At 51.9% G+C, this 16,721-nt stretch carries 19 protein-coding genes and 1 other RNA gene; 12 read left to right on the top strand and 8 right to left on the bottom strand.

The window, feature by feature from the left end; all coding sequences use genetic code 11:
• Positions 1-50 precede the first annotated feature (50 nt).
• The 3 genes from efeB to efeU all read right to left on the bottom strand — a co-directional run bounded on the left by efeB (position 51) and on the right by efeU (position 3,455).
• On the bottom strand, positions 51-1,316 hold the full coding sequence (gene efeB, locus ACTHTJ_RS05265) for an iron uptake transporter deferrochelatase/peroxidase subunit (RefSeq protein WP_049344915.1): 1,266 nt from the start codon (positions 1,314-1,316) through the stop codon (positions 51-53).
• A gap of 135 nt (positions 1,317-1,451) precedes the next feature.
• Complete coding sequence (efeO, locus tag ACTHTJ_RS05260) at positions 1,452-2,618, bottom strand: iron uptake system protein EfeO (RefSeq protein ID WP_049335642.1); 1,167 nt, start codon at positions 2,616-2,618, stop codon at positions 1,452-1,454.
• 12 nt (positions 2,619-2,630) lie between these two features.
• Entirely contained in the window at positions 2,631-3,455 is an 825-nt protein-coding gene (gene efeU, locus ACTHTJ_RS05255; RefSeq protein ID WP_036492490.1) for an iron uptake transporter permease EfeU, read from the bottom strand.
• 395 nt (positions 3,456-3,850) lie between these two features.
• Here efeU and ACTHTJ_RS05250 point away from each other — a divergent pair, with 395 nt between their 5' ends.
• From ACTHTJ_RS05250 to ACTHTJ_RS05240, 3 genes are all read left to right on the top strand, one after another.
• Positions 3,851-5,026, top strand: coding sequence for a cytochrome-c peroxidase (locus ACTHTJ_RS05250; RefSeq protein ID WP_440360806.1), 1,176 nt, complete (start codon positions 3,851-3,853; stop codon positions 5,024-5,026).
• Between the two features lie 99 nt (positions 5,027-5,125).
• Positions 5,126-5,455: an FKBP-type peptidyl-prolyl cis-trans isomerase gene (locus tag ACTHTJ_RS05245; RefSeq protein WP_094192864.1), complete on the top strand. Its 330-nt coding sequence runs from the start codon at positions 5,126-5,128 to the stop codon at positions 5,453-5,455.
• 125 nt (positions 5,456-5,580) lie between these two features.
• Positions 5,581-5,829: a BolA family protein gene (locus ACTHTJ_RS05240; RefSeq protein WP_003686612.1), complete on the top strand. Its 249-nt coding sequence runs from the start codon at positions 5,581-5,583 to the stop codon at positions 5,827-5,829.
• Positions 5,830-5,974: 145 nt separating this feature from the next.
• On the opposite strand, the gene ACTHTJ_RS05235 is transcribed toward ACTHTJ_RS05240, so the two are convergent.
• Positions 5,975-6,769 carry a class I SAM-dependent methyltransferase gene (locus tag ACTHTJ_RS05235; RefSeq protein WP_440360805.1) on the bottom strand — a complete coding sequence of 265 codons (795 nt, stop codon included), beginning with the start codon at positions 6,767-6,769 and terminating at the stop codon, positions 5,975-5,977.
• A gap of 60 nt (positions 6,770-6,829) precedes the next feature.
• Complete coding sequence (gene bioH / locus ACTHTJ_RS05230) at positions 6,830-7,576, bottom strand: pimeloyl-ACP methyl ester esterase BioH (protein WP_440360804.1); 747 nt, start codon at positions 7,574-7,576, stop codon at positions 6,830-6,832.
• Here bioH and ACTHTJ_RS05225 point away from each other — a divergent pair.
• The 7 genes from ACTHTJ_RS05225 to rnpB all read left to right on the top strand — a co-directional run bounded on the left by ACTHTJ_RS05225 (position 7,575) and on the right by rnpB (position 11,694).
• On the top strand, positions 7,575-8,291 hold the full coding sequence (locus ACTHTJ_RS05225; protein ID WP_440360803.1) for a ComF family protein: 717 nt from the start codon (positions 7,575-7,577) through the stop codon (positions 8,289-8,291). The two genes, bioH and ACTHTJ_RS05225, sit on opposite strands and share 2 nt — an antisense overlap.
• 63 nt (positions 8,292-8,354) lie before the next feature.
• On the top strand, positions 8,355-8,819 hold the full coding sequence (trmL, locus tag ACTHTJ_RS05220; protein ID WP_070584515.1) for a tRNA (uridine(34)/cytosine(34)/5-carboxymethylaminomethyluridine(34)-2'-O)-methyltransferase TrmL: 465 nt from the start codon (positions 8,355-8,357) through the stop codon (positions 8,817-8,819).
• 48 nt (positions 8,820-8,867) lie between these two features.
• Entirely contained in the window at positions 8,868-9,587 is a 720-nt protein-coding gene (locus ACTHTJ_RS05215; protein ID WP_070584513.1) for a septal ring lytic transglycosylase RlpA family protein, read from the top strand.
• Between the two features lie 98 nt (positions 9,588-9,685).
• A complete protein-coding gene (gene ruvA / locus ACTHTJ_RS05210) occupies positions 9,686-10,270 on the top strand; it encodes a Holliday junction branch migration protein RuvA (protein ID WP_440360802.1) in 585 nt (194 codons plus the stop codon).
• Between the two features lie 13 nt (positions 10,271-10,283).
• On the top strand, positions 10,284-10,517 hold the full coding sequence (locus ACTHTJ_RS05205) for a methionine-binding protein (RefSeq protein ID WP_070584510.1): 234 nt from the start codon (positions 10,284-10,286) through the stop codon (positions 10,515-10,517).
• A 54-nt stretch (positions 10,518-10,571) separates the two neighbouring features.
• The gene (locus ACTHTJ_RS05200) at positions 10,572-11,279 is read left to right on the top strand and encodes a hypothetical protein (protein WP_070584508.1); all 708 of its coding nucleotides are present in this window, start codon (positions 10,572-10,574) and stop codon (positions 11,277-11,279) included.
• A 53-nt stretch (positions 11,280-11,332) separates the two neighbouring features.
• Positions 11,333-11,694, top strand: an RNA gene (gene rnpB / locus ACTHTJ_RS05195) — RNase P RNA component class A.
• Positions 11,695-11,800: 106 nt separating this feature from the next.
• Here the strand turns inward: rnpB and mltA are convergent.
• Both mltA and ACTHTJ_RS05185 read right to left on the bottom strand, forming a co-directional pair.
• On the bottom strand, positions 11,801-13,123 hold the full coding sequence (gene mltA / locus ACTHTJ_RS05190; RefSeq protein ID WP_070584506.1) for a murein transglycosylase A: 1,323 nt from the start codon (positions 13,121-13,123) through the stop codon (positions 11,801-11,803).
• An 89-nt stretch (positions 13,124-13,212) separates the two neighbouring features.
• Positions 13,213-13,785: an RDD family protein gene (locus ACTHTJ_RS05185; protein ID WP_070584504.1), complete on the bottom strand. Its 573-nt coding sequence runs from the start codon at positions 13,783-13,785 to the stop codon at positions 13,213-13,215.
• Between the two features lie 240 nt (positions 13,786-14,025).
• Here ACTHTJ_RS05185 and asd point away from each other — a divergent pair, with 240 nt between their 5' ends.
• Positions 14,026-15,141 (top strand): aspartate-semialdehyde dehydrogenase, encoded by a 1,116-nt coding sequence (gene asd / locus ACTHTJ_RS05180; protein ID WP_070584502.1) that lies wholly within the window; start codon positions 14,026-14,028, stop codon positions 15,139-15,141.
• Positions 15,142-15,230: 89 nt separating this feature from the next.
• Here asd and ACTHTJ_RS05175 read toward each other — a convergent pair whose 3' ends face one another.
• Positions 15,231-16,028 (bottom strand): factor H-binding protein, encoded by a 798-nt coding sequence (locus ACTHTJ_RS05175; protein WP_070584500.1) that lies wholly within the window; start codon positions 16,026-16,028, stop codon positions 15,231-15,233.
• A gap of 195 nt (positions 16,029-16,223) precedes the next feature.
• Between ACTHTJ_RS05175 and ACTHTJ_RS05170 the strand changes: the two genes are divergently transcribed.
• Complete coding sequence (locus ACTHTJ_RS05170; RefSeq protein ID WP_070584499.1) at positions 16,224-16,706, top strand: dihydrofolate reductase; 483 nt, start codon at positions 16,224-16,226, stop codon at positions 16,704-16,706.
• Positions 16,707-16,721 lie beyond the last annotated feature (15 nt).

The raw sequence follows: 16,721 nt of genomic DNA, 5'->3' as shown, positions 1-16,721 counted from the left end.
GGAAATCAGGTTTCAGACGGCCTTTTTATCTATTCAAACCATCGGCAGATTTATACGCCCAAAAGCTCTTTGCCGAGGAAGCTGCCTTTTTCGACACCCGGCAGGACGAAGAAATAGCCGCCGCCAAACGGGCTGATGTATTCCTCCAGCGGCTCGCCGTTGAGCAGGTTTTGCACGAAGATGAAGCCGTCGGCAAGGTTGGCCTGATAGCAGATGAACACCAAGCCGACATCGAGCTGGCCGTTGGCAGCGAGGCCGCGCGAGTAGTTGAAGGCACGGCGGTAGAGCAGGTGTTTTTTCATGAACTCCGGATCGCGCGGATTGGCAAGGCGCATATGGCTGTCTTTGGGCGTGATTTTGCCGTCGGGGTCTTTGGCGAAATCGGCGGTGTCGCCCTCTTTTTTACCGTCCATGGGCGCGCCACTGTATTTGCGCCGGCCGAAAATATCGGTTTGTTCCTGCATCGGGGTGCGGTCCCAAAACTCGACAAAGTGACGGATGAGGCGGACGGCCTGATAGCTGCCGTTTTTCGCCCATGCCGGTTCGTCCAAGCTGTTGGCGGCAACGCCCGTCCACAGGACTTGATCGGCGACTTTGGGGTCTTCGACTTTGGGATTGCCGGAGCCGTCGCGGAAACCTAAAAGATTGCGCGCGGCAATGGCGCCGGGTTCGGCTTTAGGGAGCCAACCGTCTATGCTCCAACGGATCACGGCAAACTGGGCGGTATTTTTAATGATGTCGCGCAGGGCGGCTTGGCAGGTTTCGGGGGAGAATGCGCAAATTTGCAGGCTGAGGTCGCCGTCGCACCAAGATTTTTGGAGTTTGTCGTTGGGGAAGTCGCGCATTTCTTGCAAGTGTTTCGGCTTTTTGTCTTTGAGGCCGAAGCGGTCGTCAAAGAGGCTGCTGCCGACGCCGACGGTAACCGTCAGCCCGTCGGGGCGGAATTGTTTGCCGAGGATGCCGCTGCCTGCAGGCGGGAGTTTGTCGTCGCCGTCTTGGTATTCGCCGCCTTGGGTGAGGAATTCGATGCGGGCGGTCAGGGCGCGGAACAGGTTTTCAAGTTGTTTGGCGTCTTTGGCGGTAACATCAAAGGCACACATGATGCCGAAGAGCTGGTGTGGCGTAACGATGCCTGCCTGATGCTCGCCATAACACGGATAGGCCAGCTCGGAATGTTGGTTGTTTTGGGTTTCGGCGGCGGCTTCGCCTTGTTTTTTACCGGCAAAATAACCGGCAACGCCGATGGCGCCGGCGGCAAGGGCAGTTTTGAAAAGGGTTCGTTTTTCGGGTTGTGCCGGTTGTTTGTTTTGGCTCATGGTCTGCTCCTTGGCAGGGAACGGAAAGATTGCAATCGTATGAAGTAAGGTTGGTTTTCAAGCATATTTTGTGTGGACGACAATAAGATTCAGACGACCTTTCAATATCCAAAGGCCGTCTGAAAACGCGTTATCTTATTTCAAACCCAAAATGCCGCGCAGTTTGGCCAAGTCTTCTGCCAAGGCATTAATCGGCGCCTGCAGGGCTTTGCGGTCTTCTTCGCTCAATTTGTCGTACAGCTCGAAACCGTTCGGGGTTTTGTATTTCGCCAAAATGTCTTCAACCTGTTTGAAGTTGGCATCGGTTTTTTCCAACAACGCTTTGTCTTTGGCTTCGATCAGTGGACGGAACAAATCAACGATTTTTTTGGAGCCTTCCACATTGGCTTGGAAGTCGCTCAAGTCGGTATGGCTGTAACGGTCTTCTTCGCCGCTGATTTTGCTGCCGGCCACTTCTTCAATCAGTTCGGACGCGCCGCCGACCACCTTACCCGGAGGAAACGCCAATGCGTCGATTTCTTTTTGCAGTGCTTCGACATCGGTCATCAGTTTGGCTGCAATTTCCTTCACGCCGGATACGTCTTTTTCTACCCAAAGGGCGTGTTCGATACGGTGGAAGCCGGTAAATCCGGCATCTTTCGCACCGTCTTTGAAGTCGTCTTCACGCGCATCGATGACGGGGTCGAGTTCGCTGAAAAGCTCGGCAATCGGTTCGATACGTTCGTAATGGACGCGGGTGGCGGCAAACAGGGATTTGGCCTTTTCAATGTCGCCGGCTTTAACGGCTTCGGTAAAGGTTTTGGTTTTCGCCACCAGCTCTTTAACCTCGCCTTGAACGTAAGCTTTATAGTCGGCGAGCGGTTGGGACAGTTTTTCCAAATCCGCTTCGTTGGCAGTGTCTTTGAAGCCGCTGTCGGTAACAATCAGCTTACCGCGCGGATTTGTCAACAGGCCGCAAGTCATTTCGTATTCGCCCGGCAGTAGGGTAACGGTCATTTTGTCGGATAAACCCGGGGCGATGTTTTCACGCTCGTCCACCACCATCACGCCTTTCAGGATTTCCCATTCCAGCTTGCGGCCGCTGTCGTTTTTAATGTTGAACACGACTTGGCCGCTGGGGACGGTCAATTCCATCGGTTCGCAGGCAGTATCGTTCACACCGATATTGACCGAACCGTCGGCATTGGCGGCAGCGGATGCGCCTGAAGCGGCAGGCGCGGCTTTTTCGGCTTCAGGCGGCTGACACGCGGTCAAACCCAGAGCCAGCATTACAGACAAAGCAGTCAGATTGAATTTTTTCATTTTACTTCCTTCTTATTTAGTTAACGTTTTTGCTGGCGCACTGCCGCGCAAAAACCAAATCATGACGGGAACCAGATACAGCAGCCAAATCAGGACTTCGCCTTCGGTCGGGTGGTCGGTATAGCCGAAGAAACCGCCGAGCAGCACGCCTAAAGGGCTGTCTTCATGCAAATATTTCGATGTGTCGAAAGCAATATCCTGCATCACATTCCATACGCCGGCCTCATGCAGCGCGCGAAATGAACCGGCCAACAGACCGGCCGCTACCACAATCAAAAACGCGCCCGTCCAACGGAAAAACTTCGCCAAGTTCAGGCGCATACCGCCCTGATAAATCAGCGTACCGATGACAACCGCCACCAACAGACCCAACACCGCGCCTATCGGCATAGACCACGTCGGGCTTTGCTGGAACACGGCCAGCAGGAAAAACACACTCTCCAAACCTTCGCGCGCCACAGCCAAAAACGCCATGCCGACCAAGGCCCAACCCTGGCCGCTGCCGCGGTTTAAGGCCGACTGAACAGAATCCTGAAGATGCTGTTTCATCGAACGCGCGGCCTTCTTCATCCACAAAATCATGTACGTCAGCATCGCCACAGCCACCAGGCCGATGGCGCCGACCACCAATTCCTGTTCTTTTTGCGGAATCTCGCCGGTAGCGGAATGAATGCCGTAACCAATACCCAAACACATGACCGAAGCCAAAAACACGCCCAGCCAAACCTTCGGCATCAGCTCGCTGTGTCCCGACTGTTTCAAAAAACTGGCAACAATGCCGACGATCAGGGCGGCTTCGATGCCCTCGCGCAGCATAATCAATAAAGCAATCAGCATAAAAAACTCTAAAGTGAAATGTTCATTTGTTAACGCATTTATAACGCTTTATGCTTAATAACGCAAATTATTTTTATTTTTTAATAACCCCATATTTATTAAGATTTTTTAAAATAAAATAACGGACGTAATCAATAAAAACTAAAAGGCCGTCTGAATAAGGCCGTCTGAATTTTATTTTTTCAGACGGCCTTAATTTATCTAAGCAATTGTAAATAAATAATAAAAAAGTTCCATAGTATAAATTTCCCTATCAGTGATATTTTCAGAATTTATCAAATTTAAAAGGTTGATTTACAACAAAAATTAAAACCGCCTTATCTTTTATAGTTGGCATATTGCTGGTGCAATCAGCAATCCATGACATAACAAACGCATAACAAAGGAACCCTCCTATGCCACGTTTAAAACTCCACCAAATCGCTTTGGCTTTGGCCGTTTCTGCCACGCTGACCGCCTGCGGCGAGAAAACGGCTCAAACAACCGAAACCCCTCAAGCGGCTTCTGCCGCGAGCGCTGCCGATGCTGCCGCAAGCACCGCCGCCGTTTCGGCCCCTCAAAATTCCGCCGATGTTTCTGCCGAAGACAAAGCCCTGTTGGAACGCGCACAAGCCGTGTTCAAACCTTTGCCTGATGCGGCCGAAATGCAAAAAATCCGTCCGTTTACCGAAGAGCAGGTCAAACTCGGCCAACAACTTTGGTACGAAACCCGCCTGTCCAAAGGCAATACCGTCAGCTGTAACTCCTGCCACAACTTGGCAACGGCCGGCGTGGACAACATGCCGACCAGCGCGGGCCACAAAAGCCAATTCGGCGCCCGTAACCCCCCGACTGCCCTGAATGCCGCCTTGTTGGGCAGCCAATTCTGGGACGGCCGTGCCGCCGATGTGGAAGAACAAGCCGGCGGCCCATTGCTCAACCCGGTTGAAATGGCCAACGCGACCGAAGCCGATGCCGCCGCCAAAATCGCCGGCATTCCCGAATACCAAGAGAAATTCAAAGCCGCATTCCCTGAAGACGGCGCCGTTTCCTTCAAAAACATCACCACCGCATTGGGCGCGTTTGAACGTACCCTGTTGACCCCGACCCGTTGGGACGACTACCTGAAAGGCAACGTATCTGCCCTGAGCGAACAAGAACGCAAAGGCGTACGCGCATTTATGGACAACGGCTGTATCGCTTGTCACAGCGGCGTCAACTTGGGCGGTACCATGTTCCAAAAATTCGGTTTGGTGGATGGTCCTTACTGGAAACACATTGACGATCCTAAACACGACAAAGGCCGTGCGGACGTAACCAAAAAAGCCGAAGACGAATTCTTCTTCCGTGTTCCCGGCTTGAGAAACGTTGAACGCACCTATCCATACTTCCACAACGGCAGCGTTTGGGAATTGGATAAAGCCGTCAACATCATGGCAAAAGCCCAATTGGGTAAAACTCTGGCTCCGGAAGAAACTGAAAACATCGTTGCCTTCTTGAAAGCCCTCTCCGGTAATGTTCCTGAATCTGCCCGAACCATGCCTGAGCTGCCTGTATCCACCGATGTCAAATCCCAACCTGACAACAAATAAGGTTTAGCACAAAACAAAGGCCATATAGGCGGCTTTGTTTCACGATTCCACACAATATGGTAATCTTGAGCCGATTTTCACCATACATCCGAAAGGAACATCATGAGCCTGATTATTGAAGACTTGCAAGAAGGCCACGGCAAAGAAGCCGTCAAAGGCAAAGAAATCACCGTACATTACACCGGTTGGTTGGAAGACGGTACCAAATTCGACTCCAGCCTCGACCGCCGTCAACCGCTGACCATCACTCTGGGCGTCGGCCAAGTAATTAAAGGTTGGGACGAAGGCTTCGGCGGCATGAAAGAAGGCGGCAAACGCAAGCTGACCATTCCTTCCGAAATGGGCTATGGCGCACACGGTGCCGGCGGCGTGATTCCTCCGCACGCGACTTTGATTTTTGAAGTCGAGCTGCTGAAAGTGTACGAATAAGCATTTGACGCTTCAAAAGACCGAGGCCGTCTGAAACCCGAAGTTTGGTTTTTCAGACGGCCTGTTTTTATCAAGATTCGGTATAATGCCTGTTTTACAAACAAACCATTTCCCAAGGAACCCTCATGCTTTTACCCGAACAAGTCAAAACCCTGATTGAAGGCGTTACCCCTTGCGAACACGTCGAAGTCGAAGGCGACGGCCATCACTTCTTCGCCGTAATCGTTTCCTCCTCATTTGAAGGCAAAGCCCGCCTCGCCCGCCACCGCCTGATTAAAGACGGTCTCAAGCCGCAACTCGAAAGCAACGAATTGCACGCGCTGTCGATTTCCGTTGCCGCCACTCCGGCCGAATGGGCTGCCAAACAGGCTTAATTTGGAATCAAACAAAAGGCCGTCTGAAAAGTTTTCAGACGGCCTTTTTCATACATATTAAACAGCGCTAGCAATCGATACAAACGCCAAACCGCATTCCTCAACACACAATCGCGGCGTAAACCCTACCGGCACAACCGCCAAACTAGCCCTGCCGTTTCGGGAAAAACTGCACCACGTTCTCCCCTTGCGGCAACATCAATTTCTTCACGGCATGGCCGTACACGGTTTCAAGCGTGATGTTCAGACGGCCTTCGTTGGCAAAAATCTGATCCACACATTCCTTGGCCGCTTGCGGATTGCTGAACTTCAATGCGTTCCACAATCCCAAGGTTTCCATGTCCTGCCAAAACGTCCCGGCTTTTTTATAGCTCAACTCAAGCTTGGCCGTGTCGGTTACCGGATCGTAAAAGCCGTTGTCGGCGAGCATATCGCCCAAATCGTGCATATCAATCAGCGTGGGCGCTTCGCATTCGATGCCTTCATGGTTCAGACGGCCTGTCAGCTCGATCAGGCTATCGCGGCCAAAGTGCGTGAAAAACAATAATCCGTCGGTTTTCAAAGCAGTGGCCCAGTTTTTCAATACCGGCAAAATATCGTCGGCGCGGCTGAGGCTGAGGTTGGCCCACAACATATCGGCAGATGCTTCAGGCAACGGCGCGGTCAGGGCTTGGCAATGCTGCGGAATGGTTTTGCCGGTCAGCTTCTGCCAGAAACCGCCTTTGCGCGCGGCGGCGGCGGTTTTCAAAAATTCGGCATTCGGATCGTATTCTTCAAACACGGCGTCGGGATAACGCGCGGCCAGCAGGCTGCGGCTGATGTCGGCATCGGCACCAATCAGCATGATGCGTTTGGGTGCATTGCGGACCAGCTGCAGGCGCTCGTCGGTGTCTTGGGCGAGATGGCGGTGAATCTGCCAGCGTTTGTCTTGTTCGGTCATGGTGGGTCGTGTCAGCGGGCTTTGCCCGACAATATTCTGTTTTTATGGTTGAAGGCTGTTTCAGACGGCCTTTTCGACAAAGTTTCGGTAAATTTCGGCAAACTCGTCGGCATGGCTTAAAAAGGGCGCGTGGGCGGCTTTGTCGATAAGGACCAGCTCGCTGTTGCTCAAATGGCGGTGTAAATATTCGCCCATGCGCGGCGGCGTAATGGCGTCTTTCTGTCCAAACACCAGCAATGACGGCGTTTGAATCAGCGGCAACAGCGGACGCGCATCGGCATGGTTGACCACTTCAAGCGCGGCCTGTAAGGCGGAAGGCGTGCCGCAGCGCGCCAAATCGGGCAGCACCCGGTTTAAGATTTCGCCGGAATGCGGCGTGTGCAGGAGTTGCAGTTGTAGAAACTGTTTAATATGTTTGGCATAATCCTGCTGAAATGCGCCGACCATCTTGCCCAAGGCAGGTTGCGCCAAGCCTTCGGGATAATCCGTGTCGGCAGTCAATCGGGCAAAACTTGCCGTCAGGCAGAGCGATTGGATTTTGTTGGGATAAAGCGCGGTCAGATACAGGGCAACCAGTCCGCCCAGCGACCAGCCGAGAATGTGTGCCGGTGTGTCGATTTGTCCGGCGAAGGCTTCGGCAACGGCGGCAATATCAAACGGTTCGGCAAAAGGCGCATCGCCGTGTCCGGGCAAATCAAGCGCGCGGACGTCCCAATCGGCAGGCAGGCGCGGTATCAAATCGTCGAATACATGGCGGTTCGCCGCCCAACCGTGTATCAGATAAACTTTTTTGGCGGAGTGTGGCATGAATGTTCTTTCTTGGTGGCGCAGTTTGAAACAGCTCAATGCGCGACGTTGCGTATTATGCCACGATTCCGTTTCAGACGGCCTTTGCCGAGGCTGCGCAAACGATTTGACGGAATATTTTATCGACGCGGCACAAAGCTGCCCTTTGTGTTTCCGCCATGTCGCGGGCGGGGCAGTGTGCGGCAGTTGTCAGAAAAAGCCGCCCGCATTTGATAGAATGTGGGCCTCGCTGTATTACGAACCACCCGTCAGCAGCATGATACGCGAGCTGAAACACTTGGCCGATTTGGGCATGAGCCGTCCGTTGGCGGATTTAATGTGCCAAAACGCACCGGACTGGCTGGCGACGGAACACTTTGATTTTGTCCTGCCCATGCCTTTGAGCAAAGAGCGGCGGCTCAAGCGCGGATTCAACCAAAGCGAGGCGTTGACGGATATTTTGGCAAAACGCTACGGCTGGACGCTGCTGCCGCGCCACGCGGTTTTCAGACGGCATGGCGAGCCGCAAAGTACGCTGAAAAGCAACGAACGTCTGCGAAATATCAAGAATGCATTTAAAATCAAAACAGAATTATCAACAGCATGTAATATTCTGTTAATTGATGATGTCTTCACCACCGGCTCGACTTTAAACGAATTGGCGAAAACGCTGAAAAAATCAGGCGCAGGTAAGATTTTTTGCTGGAGCTTGGCGCGGCCGCCAATGAAAAAATAGCTAAAATTTTTGACACCCATGGAACATTTCGGCATTATGCCACTCTATAAGTGATTGATTTATATGTTTACCATAGTTTTGTACCAACCCGAAATCCCGCCCAATACGGGCAATATCATCCGCCTGTGCGCCAATACCGGTGCCGATTTGCACTTGGTCAAGCCGCTTGGGTTTCCGCTGGATTCGTCCAAAATGAAACGCGCGGGTTTGGATTATCACGAGTTTGCCAAACTGACGGTACATGAGAATTTCGATGATTGCCTCAAGGCTCTTGAAGGCCGCCGTATTTTCGCGCTGACCACCAAAGGCTCTACCCGCCCCGACGAAGTTTCCTTCCGCGAAGGCGACGTGTTGCTGTTTGGTCCCGAAACGCGCGGCCTTCCTGCCGAAGTTCTCGACAGCCTGCCAGCCGGACAAAAAATCCGCCTGCCGATGATGCCCGGCAGCAGGAGCATGAATCTTTCCAATACCGTCGCCGTTATTCTGTTTGAAGCATGGCGACAAAACGGTTTCGCAGGCGGCGTATAACAGGCCGTCTGAAACCGCTGCGTTATCAACTCAAGAACGGAACCCGTTTTGACTTTTACCAAAAAAACCCTCCTTTCCTTAGCCGCCGCCACCATCGGCGTCCTTTCCATCAATGCCGCCGTCGCCGACAGCGTGGTCCGAGTCGAAAAACTGCATCCTTCTGCCAACCGCAGTTACAAAGTTGCCGGCAAACGCTACACGCCGCTGACCAAAGTTTCCTCTTTCAGCCAAACCGGCAAAGCCTCATGGTACGGCAACCAGTTCCACGGCCGTAAAACTTCCAGCGGCGAGCGTTACAATATGAACGCCCTCTCCGCCGCCCACAAAACCCTCCCTATTCCCAGCTACGCACGCGTGACCAATATGCAAAACGGCAAAAGCGTCATCGTCCGTGTCAACGACCGCGGCCCTTTCCACGGCAACCGCGTCATCGATGTTTCCAAAGCTGCCGCCCAACAATTGGGTTTCATCAACCAAGGCACGGCCAATGTCAAAGTTGAGCAAATCATCCCCGGCCAAACCGCCGCTCAAACCATTATTTCCCCAAACAACAAAGAATTTTTTGTTGATTTGAAATCCTTCGGTACCCAACGCGAAGCACAGGCTTATTTGAACCAAGCCGCACAAAGCCTGCCGTCAGACAGCAAAATCATGCTTGAAAAACGCAACTACGAATACGTTGTCAAAATGGGTCCGTTCAGCAGCCAAGAACGTGCCGCCGAAGCAGGCGAACGCGCCCGTCATCTGAATCTGGCATCCGCCATCTGATTTCGTCCGCGTTACCGCTGAAGTTTGATACAATACAAGGCCGTCTGAAACCCGATTGCAAGGTTTCAGACGGCCTTTTTTAATCACAGGGGAACACCATGATCAGCAGGCTCACAGGTAAATTGATTGAGAAAAATCCGCCGCAGGTCGTTATCGACGTCAACGGTGTCGGTTATGAAGCCGACGTTTCCATGCAGACTTTCTACAACCTACCCCCCGTTGGCGAAACCGTCCAACTCTACACCCAGCTTGTCGTCCGCGAAGACGCGCATTTACTGTTTGGTTTCGCCTCAGCCGAGGAACGTGCCACCTTCCGCCAACTGGTCAAAGTCAGCGGCATCGGTGCCAAAACCGCATTGGGCATTTTGTCTGCCATGAATGCCGACGAGCTGGCGCAAGCCATCGCCGAAGAAGACGTCAAACGCCTCTCCTCCGCCCCCGGCATCGGCAAGAAAACCGCCGAACGCATGGTGTTGGAACTGCGCGGCAAACTCGTGTCCCATACCGTTTCAGACGGCCTGTTTGCCCCTGATGCCGTTGCCGACGAAAGCCAAGACATCATCAACACCCTGCTTGCCCTCGGCTACAACGAACGCGAAGCCAAAGCCGCCACCAAAAGCATTCCCAAAGGTACGGAAGTCGGCGAAGGCGTACGCCTGGCCTTGAAAAACCTGCTCAAATAAGGCCGTCTGAAACATGAAGGCATTGGTCCTGAGCATCACCCTCTTTCTAAGCGCGTGCGTCTATACCGAGACTCCGTATGGGCGCACCGCCGTCTTGGACCTGCCCGTCCACTCGCAAACCACCGTCAACAAAACCGTGACCATCAACGCCCCGCCGGGAACGACCGTCATTTACCAAGACAGCCAACCCGTTCACAACAATCCGGCTTATCCCGTCTATCCCCGCCGGGTTTATCGTTATCGATAAACAACGCTGACCGTTTGAAACCATATATTCAGACGGCCTGTTGAGAGACCAACCATGAAATATATCCTTCCCCTGCTTTTACTCCTGAGCGCCTGCACACCGGACACCAAGACCACGGATGCCGCATCCGCCCCCAAAACACACGGCTTCGCACACCGCCTGACCGAAGGCGAAAAACTGCTGACCCAAGCCCTCATCAAACAAGACCTCGCCGCCTACTTCAAACACGAAACCGGCGGCGCATTTGCCGAACAAGCCCCCTTATTCTCGGCCCAACAACTTGCCGAACAGAAAAACATCCCCCAAAACGATGCCATCGGCGTTTATGGCAAAATCATCAAAACTCAAGGCCGCACCGCCTGGCTGCAAACCGACAAGCAAACCCTCAAACTCGATTTGGCCGAACCGTTGCAAGAAGCGCAAGGCGAAGTTACCCTTGTCTGCCAACACGAAAACACCGCATTCCAAGACTGCCAAACAGAAGAAAACTTCGCCCGACGCTTTACCGAACAAATTTTCTCAGCGGTCGAGTCCGGACGCGTATCCGCCCAAACAGACGCACCGGCCGAAGAAATCATGGCCGGCCGCCTCATCCCGTTTTTAAGTGCCGCCAGCGACTTTACCGGCAACTTCAAAGCCTGCGCCACCACCATGACCGAATACTGCACCAGCCGCCTGGCACGCGAAATGCCCGAATCCGCAGTCCGCAAAAAAGCACAGGAATTGGGTTTGACCGAAATAGCATTTAAAAAGAAAAAATAAATATTTAGGCCGTCTGAACCCTATGGCGGCTGTGTTATAATCCGCACCTCATACAGGTCGGACAGACAGTCGCCGCGTATCGCGTAAGGCATACGGGGAGGAAAGTCCGGGCTCCATAGAGCAGAATGCCGGCTAACGGCCGGGCGCGGCAACGCGACGGAAAGTGGAACAGAAAGCAATACCGCCGATGATTGCCTTCGGGCAAAACAGGTAAGGGTGAAAAGGTGCGGTAAGAGCGCACCGTGCATTTGGTAACAAAGCGCAGCAGGCTAAACCCCATTCGGAGCAAGACCAAACAGAACGCGATGACGCTGCTCGCCGAGCGTTCGGGTAGGTTGCTTGAGCACACCAGCAATGATGTGCCTAGAGGAATGACTGTCCGCGACAGAACCCGGCTTACCGTCCGAGCTGTATGTCCCCATACCGCAGCAGGTTTTTAAAACCTGCCGCATTTTTATGAAATAAAAAGGCCGTCTGAAACCTGAATCTTGGTTTCAGACGGCCTTTTTTAAAACCGCTGTTTATGGACGGTATTCCGGTTTCATGCCGTTGGGTAGGAGCTGCCATACATAGCCTGTGGTTTTCATTTTGCCGGCCACTTCGCCTGCTTCGTCACCATAGCCCCAGAAATAATCCACACGGACCGCGCCTTTGATCGCGCTGCCGGTGTCTTGCGCCATAATCAGGCGGTTGAGGGCTTTTTTGGTGATCGGGTGGGCAGTGGCGACAAACAGTGGTGCGCCAAGCGTGATGTAGTGACGGTCGATGGCACCAGCGTATTCGCCCATCAACGGCGTACCCAATGCGCCCACCGGGCCAGAATCACTGCTGCCAGTCAGCTCGCGGAAGAAGACGTAGCTTGGGTTTTGTCCCAAAACTTCGGCAAGGCGACCGGGATTTTGCTTCATATAGGCCTTGATGCCCTGCATGCTGGTCTGACCCAGCGGCAGATAGCTTTTATCCGCCATATAGCGGCCGATGGAAACATACGGATGCTCGTTTTTATCGGCAAATCCAACGCGGATGTATTTGCCGGACGGTGTTTTCAGACGGCCTGAACCTTGAATGTGCATAAAGAAAAGTTCTACCGGATCATCTGCATAACCCAAAATCGGCGCTTTGCCGTTAAGCGCGCCGCCGTTGATTTGGCTGCGGGTGTAGTAAGGAACGAAACGGCTGCCTTCAAAACGGCCTTTCAGCGCAGTGCTGCGTGCTGTAATCGGGAATTTGGACAAGTCGGCCGTGTATGTGCCGCTGTTGTCGATGACGCCGCTGTTTTGGCCGGTTTGACGGATGCGGACGGTGGCTTTGCTGCCCCTCAAGTTTGCAGCCAGCGGAACGGAAACAAAATCGTTCGGAATGCCGTAAATAGGGAAACGGGATTGGCTCGTGGATTTGTCGTCGCCGTGCAGGACCGGTTCGTAATAGCCGGTAATGGTGCCGGCAGGATTGCCGCCGTTATCGACGCGCCATGCGGCGAAATAGCGCTCGAAAAAGTGCTTGGCTTGGAAATGGTGCACCGGTGTTTGCATGGCTTGGATACAAACGTCCTGCCAGCCTTGGCGGTTTTTAAGTTTTTCACAGCCTAAACGGAAAGACTGCAGGCTTTTGGTAAAGTGTTGGAGGTCCCAGTGCGGCAATTCGTTGTAGGAAACTACGGTGTAGTTTGCTCCTCCCCCGCTCACTGTCGTACCGACGGGATCGGGCGTACCAGTGGGGCGGTCGGGACCTTTGATAACGCTGGTGTCGGTTTCAGGAAGATTTTTAATGCTTTTGCTCGGACAGGCGGCAAGAATGGCCGCGGCAATGCTGACGAGCGTGATGCGGTACAAATGTTTTTTCATGGAATCAATAACGTGTCGATAGGCCGTCTGAAAGCGATTTTTCAGACGGCCTATGTTGGAAAGTGCTGATTTTAACACAAAAAAGCCATTTATCGGCGCGGCGGCAATTTGACGACAACCGTATCGGCCAGCATATCGTAGAGCGTGCGACGGTTGCGTTTGACGGAGAAGAGCATGATGAAGTTGATGAAAGTCATAAGCAGAGAAACCAAATCTCCACCTGTTTCATTTACTGCCAACATTACCGCAATGACTATAATACCGACAATGAATGACCAAGCCACTTCGCGTATCAAAACCGTACCACCAAAACCCGGATTGCTCCCGTCACTTTTTAACACCCGGATGCCCATAATTTTTTTACCTAAAGACTGACCGTCTCGGCTCATGTAATACAGTTGGAAGATACCAAAAACCAAATAGACAGCCAAAGAAATAAAAAATGTTATGACTGCATAGTCAGGAGTATTAGAAAGAGAAGACTCCGAAACTAATTCTTTGCTTTCATCAAAAGTGAAAACTACCATCACAATGAATGGTACCCATATCAAAAAAGTAAACAGATTATTCAACAAATATGCCGCAACCCTCGCCCCCGGCGAAGCAATATGGACATCTACTATTTCTGTTTTAGGCAAATCCGACAAATTGATTTCGCTCATTTAATCTTCCTCTGTGCAATTAATGAAATGTAGTTTCATTGTTATCTTAACCTATTTTCCCATCATTCTAAAAATTTTTGATAAAAACCTTTACATTTTCCGCAGACGGCGTTAAAACACTCGTTTTCCCCTTTTTTATAGTGGGTTAACAAAAGTCTGAACAAAGCGGCAGGCGATGCCGTTCCGATTTTTGTTAATGCACTATAAACTTATCCGGATTTTCTTTGTAAGGAGTAACACATGAAAGTAGGTTTCGTCGGCTGGCGCGGTATGGTCGGCTCTGTTTTGATGCAGCGTATGAAAGAAGAAAACGACTTCGCCCACATTCCCGAAGCGTTTTTCTTTACCACTTCCAACGTCGGCGGCGCTGCCCCTGATTTCGGTCAGGCAGCCAAAACATTGTTGGATGCCAACGATGTTGCCGAATTGGCAAAAATGGACATCATCGTTACTTGTCAGGGTGGCGATTACACCAAATCCGTCTTCCAACCCCTGCGCGACAGCGGCTGGAACGGCTACTGGGTTGACGCGGCTTCTTCCCTGCGCATGAAAGACGACGCGATTATCGTCCTCGACCCTGTCAACCGCAACGTCATCGACAACGGCCTCAAAAACGGCGTGAAAAACTACATCGGCGGCAACTGTACCGTTTCCCTGATGTTGATGGCTTTGGGCGGTTTGTTCCAAAACGATTTGGTCGAATGGGCAACCAGCATGACCTATCAAGCCGCTTCCGGCGCGGGTGCGAAAAACATGCGCGAACTCATCAACGGCATGGGCGCGATTCACGCCAAAGTGGCAGACGAGCTTGCCGATCCTTCCAGCGCGATTCTCGACATCGACCGCAAAGTGTCCGATTTCCTGCGCAGCGAAGACTATCCGAAAGCCAACTTCGGCGTACCGCTCGCCGGCAGCCTGATTCCGTGGATTGACGTGGACTTGGGCAACGGCCAGTCCAAAGAAGAATGGAAGGGCGGCGTAGAAACCAACAAAATCCTCGGCCGCAGCGACAATCCGACCGTAATCGACGGCTTGTGCGTACGCATCGGCTCTATGCGCTGCCACAGCCAAGCCCTCACCCTGAAGCTGAAAAAAGACCTGCCTGTTTCTGAAATCGAAGCCATTTTGGCAGGCGCAAACGACTGGGTGAAAGTTATCCCCAACGAAAAAGAAGCCAGCATTCACGAGCTGACTCCTGCCAAAGTTACCGGCACGCTGTCTGTTCCTGTCGGCCGTATCCGCAAACTGGAGATGGGCGGCGAATACATCAGCGCGTTCACTGTCGGCGACCAACTCTTGTGGGGCGCTGCCGAACCGTTGCGCCGCGTATTGCGCATTATCTTGGGCAGCCTGTAATTTAGGTTGGCATGAAAAAAGCAACGGTTTGAGCCGTTGCTTTTTTTGTCACAATAAGGCCGTCTGAAATGTTCAGACGGCCTTATTTCCTATTCTTTCTTACCGGCCAAACCGATTTCTTTGGTAGAGTCGCCAACTTTGATTTGCGCCTTACCGGCAATTTCTTCAGCCTGCGGGCCGAAGAGTTTCAAATCATAACGGCCGTTTTCGACACCACTCAAACTGGTTTTACCGCTGATGGCGGCTTTGCCATTGTTATTGGCAATACCTGCGGCAAGCAGATCGACATTATTGTGGGAAGCCATGCTGCTGATTTTGCCGTAACCTTGTTTTTTATCGAAATCAACGGTGTATTTCAGACGGCCGCTGCGGTCATCGCCGTTAAACGCAATGCCCGAATACTGATAGCTGCCTTGTTTGGGCAAATTGCGGTAAGCGGTTTCATCGCCTTGGACTTCGCCGACGGTGAATGTGTATATATCGAGGTTTTGCAGCTTGCCTGCGTCATCGGCTTTTTGTTTGGCGTAACGCGCGGCAACAGTGGAATAATTTTGTTTATACACTTGAAAATCGCCCGTTTCCAAAGTGATGACTTTGCCGTTTACCTTGATTTTTTGGGCGTAGTCGTAAGAAGATACTTTATCGGTTTTCAAAAAGCCGGTATCGAGTTTGTCGCCTTTTTTCAGAGTTTGCTTTTTACCGTTGGCCGTCAGCTCCAACGTACCGTTTTCAGGGACGGATTCGTTCAATTCAACGGACAACACGCCTTTCGGATGCGGATTGAGCGGCTCGGTCACGGCATTCGACAAGCCGCTTGTTGCGCCGCCGCAGGCAGCCAGCATCAAAGACAGGGAAGCAGTCAAAGCAGAAATACGGAGGGTTCGCATCATTTTTTCCTTTCCTTTTTATTTGGTATGATATTCATCATATACCTAAAAAAATGAACAATAAATGATTTTTGTCAAAATTAATATTTTGAATATTAATTTTATAAATATTGAAACATTTTTAAAACAACGGATATTCCGTTAATCTAGTATCCCTTCCTCTATAATCATTTTATTTTGCAAACGGATTTCATTATGCCGAAAATCACCCTTATCGCCGCCTACGCCGCCCGCCGCTGTATCGGCATCAACAACACCATGCCTTGGCATTTGCCCGAGGATTTTGCCTTCTTCAAATCCTACACCACCGGCAAACCCGTCATTATGGGCCGCAAAACATGGGAATCTCTGCCGCGCAAGCCACTGCCCAACCGTCAAAATATCGTCATCACCCGCCAAGATTATCAGGTCGAAGGCGCGCAAACGGCAGCTTCTTTGCAAGATGCGCTGGCTTTGTGTCAGGGGGTTGAAGAAGTCATCATCATGGGCGGCGCACAAATTTATGCACAAGCCCTGCCGATTGCCACCGATTTACGTTTGACCGAAGTCGGTTTGGATGTGGACGGCGATGCGTTTTTTCCTGAGTTTTCCACAGAAACATGGCAAGAAGCCTCTCGGGAAAACCATGTTTCCGCCAAAGGCATCGAATACGCATTTGTGCATTATGTGAAGGCATAATCCGACAACGAAAAG

This window comes from Neisseria sp. P0018.S001, assembly GCF_051957355.1.
Classification (GTDB): domain Bacteria; phylum Pseudomonadota; class Gammaproteobacteria; order Burkholderiales; family Neisseriaceae; genus Neisseria; species Neisseria subflava_A.
Note: the sequence above shows the minus strand (reverse complement) of the source record. Positions and strands in the feature narration are given on the sequence as shown.

Coding starts and splice junctions, on each gene's coding strand:
- efeB (WP_049344915.1), bottom strand. CDS start 1,316: ATGAGCCAAAACAAACAACCGGCACAACCCGAAAAACGAACCCTTTTC.
- efeO (WP_049335642.1), bottom strand. CDS start 2,618: ATGAAAAAATTCAATCTGACTGCTTTGTCTGTAATGCTGGCTCTGGGT.
- efeU (WP_036492490.1), bottom strand. CDS start 3,455: ATGCTGATTGCTTTATTGATTATGCTGCGCGAGGGCATCGAAGCCGCC.
- ACTHTJ_RS05250 (WP_440360806.1), top strand. CDS start 3,851: ATGCCACGTTTAAAACTCCACCAAATCGCTTTGGCTTTGGCCGTTTCT.
- ACTHTJ_RS05240 (WP_003686612.1), top strand. CDS start 5,581: ATGCTTTTACCCGAACAAGTCAAAACCCTGATTGAAGGCGTTACCCCT.
- ACTHTJ_RS05235 (WP_440360805.1), bottom strand. CDS start 6,769: ATGACCGAACAAGACAAACGCTGGCAGATTCACCGCCATCTCGCCCAA.
- ACTHTJ_RS05225 (WP_440360803.1), top strand. CDS start 7,575: ATGAATGTTCTTTCTTGGTGGCGCAGTTTGAAACAGCTCAATGCGCGA.
- bioH (WP_440360804.1), bottom strand. CDS start 7,576: ATGCCACACTCCGCCAAAAAAGTTTATCTGATACACGGTTGGGCGGCG.
- trmL (WP_070584515.1), top strand. CDS start 8,355: ATGTTTACCATAGTTTTGTACCAACCCGAAATCCCGCCCAATACGGGC.
- ruvA (WP_440360802.1), top strand. CDS start 9,686: ATGATCAGCAGGCTCACAGGTAAATTGATTGAGAAAAATCCGCCGCAG.
- ACTHTJ_RS05205 (WP_070584510.1), top strand. CDS start 10,284: ATGAAGGCATTGGTCCTGAGCATCACCCTCTTTCTAAGCGCGTGCGTC.
- ACTHTJ_RS05200 (WP_070584508.1), top strand. CDS start 10,572: ATGAAATATATCCTTCCCCTGCTTTTACTCCTGAGCGCCTGCACACCG.
- mltA (WP_070584506.1), bottom strand. CDS start 13,123: ATGAAAAAACATTTGTACCGCATCACGCTCGTCAGCATTGCCGCGGCC.
- ACTHTJ_RS05185 (WP_070584504.1), bottom strand. CDS start 13,785: ATGAGCGAAATCAATTTGTCGGATTTGCCTAAAACAGAAATAGTAGAT.
- asd (WP_070584502.1), top strand. CDS start 14,026: ATGAAAGTAGGTTTCGTCGGCTGGCGCGGTATGGTCGGCTCTGTTTTG.
- ACTHTJ_RS05175 (WP_070584500.1), bottom strand. CDS start 16,028: ATGCGAACCCTCCGTATTTCTGCTTTGACTGCTTCCCTGTCTTTGATG.
- ACTHTJ_RS05170 (WP_070584499.1), top strand. CDS start 16,224: ATGCCGAAAATCACCCTTATCGCCGCCTACGCCGCCCGCCGCTGTATC.